The following is a 9,222-nucleotide window of genomic DNA, read 5'->3' on the forward strand; positions in this document are numbered from 1 at the left end:
TTGCTTGCTAATCGATTGACTGTAACAAGGCAGTACAAGCCCGAAGGTATTTATTGCTACAAGATTCTTTAAACCAAAATGTAGCCTGAGAAACGGCTTCACTAGAGTTTTCCATGGTACTATAATGACGAGCTAGTTGATATTGGCCATAGCCAAAATCCTGTTGAGCAGCCTTTTTGTAGTAGGATAGCGCTAGTTTTTCAAACTGCTGTTGTTCGTTTTTATTGCGTGCTGTTTTACTTAATTTCGTGTATAAAATCCCGAGGGCTGTTTGTGATTCTGGTAGTTGTTGTTTGGCAGATTTTAAGTACCAATACAATGCTTTCTCTAAATTTTCTCCCTTGTCTATTCTATAACGTTGGTAAAAATAACTCCCTAAATTGTGTTGTGCAAAGGGATCTCCATTGGCAGCTGCCATTTTATAATATGAAAACGCTTTGCTTTTACTCATGTCAAATTCAATTCCTTTAGAATACATATAACCCAAGTTGTATTGAGCGAAGCTATTATTTTCATAGGCAGCAGGGATTAAGTAGGTTAAGGCTTTTTGCTCATCTTTTTTTACACCTAAGCCTTTTCTGTACATAAAACCTAGTTTTGCTTTGGCAATGGTATTGTCTTTAGCCTCTAGAGCATCAATTATAGTTAGGAGTAACTTTTGGTTATGTTGATTGTCTTCAACAAATTTTCTCCAATCTAAAATGCTTTGCAATCCTATTTCATTGTTTTCTGATTCACGTTTTTGGTAAGTATTTTTCTCTGCTGAAATGTCCCTACCTGAACTCCCCATCGGAAAATCAACAGCGCCAGTAAACTGAGGTGCATTAGATACTCCTAATTCTTTCTCTATAGCTTTAAATAATTCACCCGCCGAAATAATGGCATCAACATTTGTGTCTGTCGCTTCTTGAGTGAGTGCGTTTAAAAGATATTTAGTGAATAAACTTTCATGTTTTCCTGCAGGTGTTACCCGAAACGCGGTGGTGGCGGTAAAGGCTATAGTTTTAGAAGTATTTTTGGCGCTAAAGGCATTTTTAAAAGCTTCGTTGTAGCCATCAAAAGTTTTTGTGTCTAAAATAGAACCAGCATAACAAGCGTCTATAATGTACACTTTCGCCTCTATACCACGTTTTTCTATTTCAGATATAACCCAATCGTAAGATATAAGACTCGTAGGGTCTTCGGTATTAAAGTCGGTTGGAACAATACTTCCAGGCAATCCATGACCGCTGTAATAAAAGTAAAGTGTACTTTTCTCAGGTAGGGTAATGCTAGATAAAAAATGGTTAAACAGTGATATAAATTGTGTTTTTGTTGCGTCTAATAGTACTGTTGTTTTTTCTTCGGAAAGTGAAAACCCTGAATCACTGGCAAGAAATGCCGCTACACGTTGAGCATCAAGGCGGCAAGAGGTAAGTGTTGAAACTTTTTTGTCTGTGTAATGATCGTTTCCAACTATAAACGCATACCTGTTTTCATGGTAATCAACTTTAGTTTCATCGCCAACAACTACTGCCTTCGATTGCGCAAATACTAACGAAGGCAATAGTAGTAAGATGAAGATCTTATATATATGGTTGGTAAGTGCAAACATATTATTGACTATTCGTTTTTTCTATGGTAACATATACACCGTAGAACGTTGGCGCTTCACCTTCGGAAACGGCGGGAAGTACTAATTTTTCAGAAGTAAATGCTTGATTAGGATATTGCAGTGGAATCATAATGTTCAACGCCGTAAGAAATGAAACGCTCGTTACCGAACTACCAATTATCCCCGTTTTTATTATATCTGAAATCGGCTGATTTGAAATCAGCATAAAAAAGTGCTCTTGAGCGGTGTCATCGGTAATTTCAAAATAGGAAGTTTTAGATGGCAAGGTGGTGAGGTTTGAAGAATTGCTGTTAGCTCCTCCTACAATTATACCTTTTCCGAAAGGGTCTTGCCAAGATTGTAAGTGTTCATCAAAATAGTAAAATTGTGCATGCTGATTGCCCTCTAATGTTACCCAAAATTTATCTCCTTGCTGCATGGGTGTTGAGGTTGTAAATAATGCCATGTCTGATACAGACGAAGTAACGCTGCTAGCAATAATTCCTTTGGTGACATTCTCTAAAGGAATAGGGGCATTAGATTGATAATAGTTTAAGCTAACGGTGTTCTGAATTGTTTCTTTGTTACGCTTTTTAGCAGTATACGTAGGGCTTTGCGTAATACGACGTGGAGATGCGCTTTCTAAATTGGTTGTGCGAATACTGGGTGCCGTATATGAAGATTGTTGCATACCTCTAGAGAAGGCTATTGTTGTTTCCATAGGTAGCGCCGAAGGCATACCAAGTTCTTCCCAACTTGGATAGCTAAGTTGTTTAGCAAGCTTTTGAGATACTAAATGTATAGATAATTCTATTAGGGCGTCTTTCGACTTTCGGGACATTCCGTCCTTCGAAAAAATACTTTTAATTGCACCAAAGATGGTGTCTCCAAACTCAAGAATTAAGGCAATTGACCCAATAATACCTACTTTACTGTCTGCTTTGGTCGCTGCTTCTTCAAAATGTGGTAAGAAACCGGTATTATAGATTTGATATGCTTCAACAATATTGTCATTGTACGTATGTTCAAATTTTTGAACAAATTTATCGAGGCGCGCCCCTTTTAAATCACGGTAATTAGACAACTCTTTTAGGTCTAACGCCATTTCTTCAGCAATGCTATTCATGGCGTTGGCGTAGTCAGAATAGGCAGCTTCAAGATTGCTAGAAACTGAAGGATCTAAAAGTTGTTGGTTCTGCCAATTTTTGAAATCTTCTAATTGCCCTAATACGGTTTTTTTGTTGGTCGCCAGTTCCTTAACGGCCTTTGTCTTTTCAAATACTTCGGTGATTTTCGAACTAATCTCGTCTATGTTCGTTTGTGCATAATTTGTGCTAACAATAAGGAAGCATGTAATAATGGATAGTGTAATTTGTCTCATAATAGTTAAATTTTCAATAAAACTAAATAGAGACAGGTGGTAGTAAAAGTAAGAATTAGCGAAGTGGTGTTCTCAGTTAGGCTAAGAAGAAAAATAGTTAGTAATAAAAAAAGCCCTACTCGTTAAGAATAGGGCTTTTAGCGAAATAATATGTTTAACTAGTTTATTTTACTTTCTTTACGATTGCTTCAAAAGCATCAGGATGATTCATCGCTAAATCTGCAAGAACCTTACGGTTCAATTCAATTCCTGCTTTTTTCATCCCTCCCATAAACTGAGAGTAAGACATTCCGTGTTGTCTAGCACCTGCATTAATACGGGTGATCCACAACGCTCTAAAAGTTCTCTTTTTTGCACGACGGTCTCTGTATGAGTAAGACATTGCTTTCTCAACAGCATTTTTTGCAACCGTCCATACGTTTTTACGTCTTCCAAAGTATCCTTTGGCTTGCTTCATAACCTTTTTTCTTCGGGCTCTAGAAGCTACTGCATTTACTGATCTTGGCATAATTTAATTGTTTTTTGTAGTAGGCGGCTCGGGTATCGTGCACTTTATTCAAAAATCATTAATCAACAATTGTCAATCTAAAATCATTTTGGCCCAACTCCAGGGTTTAAAAATTTGTTTTAACCGGTGAACAACTTACTTCATTCGAAGCATTTGTTTCACATTGCTCTCATCTGCCTGATGAACTAGTCCATCATGCGTTAAGGCTAGCTTACGTTTTTTGCTCTTCTTTGTTAAGATATGGCTTTTAAACGCATGCTTTCTTTTGATTTTACCAGTACCTGTTAGCTTAAAACGCTTCTTGGCACTAGATTTTGTCTTTTGTTTAGGCATGTCCTTCTTTTTATTTATTATTTCGCATTAACTACAAAAGCAGCTAATATTGTTATTGGTCTTACATGCGGCAGGTGTGTTAGCACTTGCAACGTTGCCAGTGAATTATTTTGTCTTTTTAGGAGCGATAAACATTATCATTCGCTTTCCTTCCAGTTTTGGCATCTGTTCTACTTTTCCAACTTCTTCCAATTCCTGCGCCAAACGAAGTAGTAATATCTCCCCTTGGTCTTTGTATATAATAGAACGCCCTTTAAAGAAAACATAAGCTTTCAATTTGGCGCCTTCTTTTAAAAATTTCTCGGCGTGCTTCTTCTTAAATTCGTAATCATGGTCATCTGTATTAGGACCAAATCGAATTTCTTTAATACTCACTTTCGTAGCTTTCGCCTTTAACGCTTTATCGCGCTTCTTCTGTTCGTAAACGAACTTCTTATAATCCATTACCTTACAAACAGGCGGCTCTGCATTTGGCGAAATTTCAACAAGATCTACACCCTGTTCTTCTGCAATCGCTAATGCTTTGCTTAATGGATAAATGTCAACCTCCACATTGTCACCTACCAAACGCACTTTTTCAGCACGGATTTTTCGGTTAATTCTGTGTTGGTCTTCTTTAATGATCCTTGCAGGACCTCTACTTCTTTTTCTTCGTATTGCTATGGCTTTGTATATTTTAGTTAAACGTTAAAATCTACTGTATTTTTTTTAATTTCAGTGTTAATAAGTTCAGAAAATTCTGAAACCGTCATGGTTCCTATATCTCCTTCACTATGTTTTCTTACAGAAACTGTGCCGTCTTTTTCTTCCTGCTCCCCAACGATAAGCATATATGGGAATTTATTCATCTCTGCTTCCCGTATTTTCTTACCAATCGTCTCGTTTCTGTTATCCACAAGGGCGCGAATTTCGTCATTTTCCAGCGAATTTAAAACTTTTTCGGCGTAATTCTCATATTTTTCGCTCAGAGACAGAATACTAACCTGCTCTGGCATAAGCCAAAGTGGGAAATTTCCACCAGTATGCTCTAGCAATATTGCCACAAAACGTTCCATACTACCAAACGGTGCTCGGTGTATCATAATAGGTCTGTGTAGCTCATTATCACTGCCTTTATACGTTAAATCAAAACGTTCGGGTAAGGTGTAATCCACCTGAATTGTCCCCAGTTGCCAGCTTCTGCCCAACGCATCCTTTACCATAAAATCGAGTTTCGGACCGTAAAACGCAGCTTCACCAGTTTCTACTATATAATTTAAGCCTTTAGCTTTGGCGGCATTTAAGATTGCACTTTCGGCTTTTTCCCAGTTTTCTTCACTTCCAATATATTTTTCCGGTTTTTCAGGATCTCTTAATGAAACCTGAGCCGTAAAATCTGCAAAACCTAACGATCCAAATACATATAGAACCAAGTCGATAACGTTCATAAACTCTTGGTCTAAATGATCTGGAGTACAAAAAATGTGCGCATCATCTTGTGTAAATCCACGTACCCGTGTTAAACCGTGAAGCTCTCCACTTTGTTCGTAGCGATATACAGTGCCAAACTCGGCAAAGCGCTTTGGCAAATCTTTATAAGACCAAGGCTTGTGTTTATACATTTCGCAATGGTGTGGACAATTCATTGGTTTCAAGAAAAATTCTTCACCTTCGTTTGGTGTTTTAATAGGTTGAAAGCTATCCTCACCATACTTAGCATAGTGCCCAGAAGTAACATATAATTCTTTTTGGGCGATATGGGGAGAAATTACCATTTCGTACCCTGCCTTTTTCTGAGCTTTTTTTAAGAAGTTTTCCAATCGCTCACGCAGCGCCGTTCCTTTTGGCAACCATAGCGGCAACCCTTGTCCAACTTTTTGCGAAAAGGTAAAAAGCTCTAGCTCTTTCCCTAATTTTCTGTGATCGCGTAATTTTGCTTCTTCTAAAAGCTCTAAATATTCCTTTAAATCTTTTTGCTTCGGAAAGCTTATACCATAAATACGAGTAAGTTGGGTGTTGTTTTCGTCACCGCGCCAATACGCACCAGCAACACTCATTAATTTTACGGCTTTTATAATTCCAGTATTTGGTATGTGTCCTCCACGACACAAATCGGTAAAGGTGTCATGATCGCAAAAAGTAATGGTGCCGTCTTCCAGATTCTCTATAAGTTCTACTTTGTATTGGTTTCCCTGTTTTTTGTAAAAGTCAAGTGCAGCGGCCTTCGAGCTTTCTCGCATACTAAAAGTGTGTTTTCCGCGAGCAATTTCAAGCATTTTTTTCTCAATGGTCGGAAGGTCTTTTTCAGAAATAGTATGTTCACCAAAATCAACATCGTAATAAAATCCTGTATCGATGGCTGGACCTATGGTTAATTTAATTCCTGGATACAATTGCTCAAGAGCTTGCGCCAAAATATGTGCAGAAGAGTGCCAAAACGCCTCTTTTCCTTCGTCATCTCGCCATGTATATAGCGTAAGGCTACCATCTGTGGTTAATGGGGTGGTGGTTTCTAACTTGGTACCATTAAACGATGCCGAAATCACATTTCGCGCAAATCCTTCACTAATACTCAAGGCCACATCCATAGGTGTTGCACCCGATTCAAATTGTTTCACAGTGCCGTCTGGCAGGGTAATCCCTATCATAATTTATTCATTTAGGCTGCAAAGATACTACGGTTTTAAAAGTCTCGCAATACACTTTGTAAGTTTGTGTAAGGGTCTTTGGGCGTTCCCGCCATGGGTGCGAAGTCGTCCAAAACAATCACTGCGGCTTTCAAATAGGCTCAGCAACTCTTAAAGCACCCATGGCGGTCGGGCTATTCACTAAATCTTTTTGGCTTCACAGGAAATTGTATTTATTATGCTCGGGTATTTATAGGTGTTTTTTATATGTTTATTTTGGTTTTACAGACTGCCAAAAAGTATATCGTTGCTATCCCTAACGCGGTCTCGGGTATAAAATTTAGGTTAAACCAGAAAAAGGGTATATATATAAAGGTATAAATACATTAAAAATTTATTTTAAAACTAAGACGGGTTAAATCAGTAGGTTGCGGTTGCAGGTTAAATTATCTTTAAAAAAATAATAAATAATGTTTGGTTTAATGGAATAGGTGATTGTATATTTGCACCCGCTTTGAAGGAGAGATTTGGATGAGTGATTTGGAGTAATACTACGGTCTTGATTTTTTTTGAAATAAAATTATTATAATTCTTGCAGGGTTATAAAAAGGTTGTATATTTGCACCCGCAAAACGGATGAGTGAATTAGAAACACGAGTTTCGGAGTAGCGTTAAAAGATAGAATTAGAAGTTCATTGATATATTGAAATTGACAGCGTATGGTATTAAATTGGAAACGATTTTTTATCATATCGAAAAACTAAACTAAGAAATAGTACCTGAGAATTTTTTGAGATTTAAGCTTTTTGTTATACGAGATTTTATTTAAGATTTCACGATGAAGAGTTTGATCCTGGCTCAGGATGAACGCTAGCGGCAGGCCTAACACATGCAAGTCGAGGGGTAACGGGGAAGCTTGCTTCTGCCGACGACCGGCGCACGGGTGCGTAACGCGTATACAATCTACCTCTTACTGTGGGATAGCCCAGAGAAATTTGGATTAATATCACATAGTATCATATTACGGCATCGTATTTATGATTAAAGGTTACGGTAAGAGATGAGTATGCGTCCTATTAGTTTGTTGGTAAGGTAACGGCTTACCAAGACTACGATAGGTAGGGGCCCTGAGAGGGGGATCCCCCACACTGGTACTGAGACACGGACCAGACTCCTACGGGAGGCAGCAGTGAGGAATATTGGACAATGGGGGCAACCCTGATCCAGCCATGCCGCGTGCAGGAAGACTGCCCTATGGGTTGTAAACTGCTTTTATATGGGAAGAAACACTCTCACGTGTGAGAGCTTGACGGTACCATAAGAATAAGGACCGGCTAACTCCGTGCCAGCAGCCGCGGTAATACGGAGGGTCCGAGCGTTATCCGGAATCATTGGGTTTAAAGGGTCCGTAGGCGGGCAGCTCAGTCAGTGGTGAAAGTCTGTGGCTCAACCATAGAATTGCCATTGATACTGGTTGTCTTGAATTATTGTGAAGTGGTTAGAATAAGTAGTGTAGCGGTGAAATGCATAGATATTACTTAGAATACCGATTGCGAAGGCAGATCACTAACAATATATTGACGCTGAGGGACGAAAGCGTGGGGAGCGAACAGGATTAGATACCCTGGTAGTCCACGCCGTAAACGATGGATACTAGCTGTTCGATCTTCGGATTGAGTGGCTAAGCGAAAGTGATAAGTATCCCACCTGGGGAGTACGTTCGCAAGAATGAAACTCAAAGGAATTGACGGGGGCCCGCACAAGCGGTGGAGCATGTGGTTTAATTCGATGATACGCGAGGAACCTTACCAGGGCTTAAATGTATTGTGACAGGGGTGGAAACACCTTTTTCTTCGGACACATTACAAGGTGCTGCATGGTTGTCGTCAGCTCGTGCCGTGAGGTGTCAGGTTAAGTCCTATAACGAGCGCAACCCCTGTTGTTAGTTGCCAGCGATTCAAGTCGGGAACTCTAACAAGACTGCCAGTGCAAACTGTGAGGAAGGTGGGGATGACGTCAAATCATCACGGCCCTTACGTCCTGGGCTACACACGTGCTACAATGGCCGGTACAGAGGGCAGCCACACCGTGAGGTGGAGCGAATCCTTAAAACCGGTCTCAGTTCGGATCGGAGTCTGCAACTCGACTCCGTGAAGCTGGAATCGCTAGTAATCGGATATCAGCCATGATCCGGTGAATACGTTCCCGGGCCTTGTACACACCGCCCGTCAAGCCATGGAAGCTGGGAGTACCTGAAGTCGGTGACCGCAAGGAGCTGCCTAGGGTAAAACCGGTAACTGGGGCTAAGTCGTAACAAGGTAGCCGTACCGGAAGGTGCGGCTGGAACACCTCCTTTCTAGAGAATGTCTGTTTACAGACATAGAGAGTACGACGAGAAGCTTATGCTTTTCAAAACGATAGTGCTTTTCTTGGTTTAGTTGTCAATTTTAATTTTTAAGTCTAAGGCTTTAAGTATCAGTATCTGTAGACTGAATACTGAAAACTTAATACTATAGACTGCTACAGTCTCATAGCTCAGCTGGTTAGAGCGCTACACTGATAATGTAGAGGTCGGCAGTTCGAGTCTGCCTGAGACTACAAATCGAAGATAGGCGAGAAGTTTATCCTGAGTGACACTGTTAAGTGTTGTATCGAAGGGAGTCTGCCTGAGACTACATAATACGTTCATTACATATTGAAAGGAAATTTTAGAAGTTGGGTACCATCTTTTTAGGAATTTGGAATTTTAGGTTTTGGAATTTCTATTTTAAATGGGGGATTAGCTCAGCTGGCTAGAGCG

6 protein-coding genes, 2 tRNA genes and 1 rRNA gene (1 of these 9 only partly in view) are annotated in these 9,222 nt (G+C 39.8%); 3 read left to right on the forward strand and 6 right to left on the reverse strand.

Annotated elements, in window-relative coordinates; translation table 11 throughout:
* Positions 1-7 precede the first annotated feature (7 nt).
* The 6 genes from G5B37_RS14225 to thrS form a co-directional block, all read right to left on the reverse strand.
* The gene (locus G5B37_RS14225) at positions 8-1,594 is read right to left on the reverse strand and encodes a caspase family protein (protein ID WP_164680683.1); all 1,587 of its coding nucleotides are present in this window, start codon (positions 1,592-1,594) and stop codon (positions 8-10) included.
* A gap of 1 nt (position 1,595) precedes the next feature.
* On the reverse strand, positions 1,596-2,975 hold the full coding sequence (locus G5B37_RS14230; RefSeq protein ID WP_164680684.1) for a hypothetical protein: 1,380 nt from the start codon (positions 2,973-2,975) through the stop codon (positions 1,596-1,598).
* A 163-nt stretch (positions 2,976-3,138) separates the two neighbouring features.
* Entirely contained in the window at positions 3,139-3,483 is a 345-nt protein-coding gene (gene rplT, locus G5B37_RS14235; protein ID WP_164680685.1) for a 50S ribosomal protein L20, read from the reverse strand.
* A gap of 135 nt (positions 3,484-3,618) precedes the next feature.
* A complete protein-coding gene (gene rpmI, locus G5B37_RS14240; protein WP_164680686.1) occupies positions 3,619-3,816 on the reverse strand; it encodes a 50S ribosomal protein L35 in 198 nt (65 codons plus the stop codon).
* A gap of 105 nt (positions 3,817-3,921) precedes the next feature.
* On the reverse strand, positions 3,922-4,416 hold the full coding sequence (gene infC, locus G5B37_RS14245) for a translation initiation factor IF-3 (RefSeq protein WP_164680964.1): 495 nt from the start codon (positions 4,414-4,416) through the stop codon (positions 3,922-3,924).
* An 80-nt stretch (positions 4,417-4,496) separates the two neighbouring features.
* On the reverse strand, positions 4,497-6,443 hold the full coding sequence (thrS, locus tag G5B37_RS14250) for a threonine--tRNA ligase (RefSeq protein WP_164680687.1): 1,947 nt from the start codon (positions 6,441-6,443) through the stop codon (positions 4,497-4,499).
* An 814-nt stretch (positions 6,444-7,257) separates the two neighbouring features.
* Between thrS and G5B37_RS14255 the strand changes: the two genes are divergently transcribed.
* The 3 genes from G5B37_RS14255 to G5B37_RS14265 all read left to right on the forward strand — a co-directional run.
* Positions 7,258-8,778, forward strand: a 16S ribosomal RNA gene (locus G5B37_RS14255).
* Between the two features lie 168 nt (positions 8,779-8,946).
* A tRNA-Ile gene (locus tag G5B37_RS14260) sits at positions 8,947-9,020 on the forward strand.
* 175 nt (positions 9,021-9,195) lie between these two features.
* A tRNA-Ala gene (locus tag G5B37_RS14265) sits at positions 9,196-9,222 on the forward strand (it continues 50 nt past the right edge of the window).

It is taken from the genome of Rasiella rasia (assembly GCF_011044175.1).
Taxonomy (GTDB): Bacteria; Bacteroidota; Bacteroidia; order Flavobacteriales; family Flavobacteriaceae; genus Marinirhabdus; species Marinirhabdus rasia.

Bases quoted from the DNA above. Each gene is read 5' to 3' on its own strand.
- rplT (WP_164680685.1), bottom strand. From the start codon at position 3,483: ATGCCAAGATCAGTAAATGCAGTAGCTTCTAGAGCCCGAAGAAAAAAG.
- G5B37_RS14230 (WP_164680684.1), bottom strand. From the start codon at position 2,975: ATGAGACAAATTACACTATCCATTATTACATGCTTCCTTATTGTTAGC.
- rpmI (WP_164680686.1), bottom strand. From the start codon at position 3,816: ATGCCTAAACAAAAGACAAAATCTAGTGCCAAGAAGCGTTTTAAGCTA.
- G5B37_RS14225 (WP_164680683.1), bottom strand. From the start codon at position 1,594: ATGTTTGCACTTACCAACCATATATATAAGATCTTCATCTTACTACTA.
- thrS (WP_164680687.1), bottom strand. From the start codon at position 6,443: ATGATAGGGATTACCCTGCCAGACGGCACTGTGAAACAATTTGAATCG.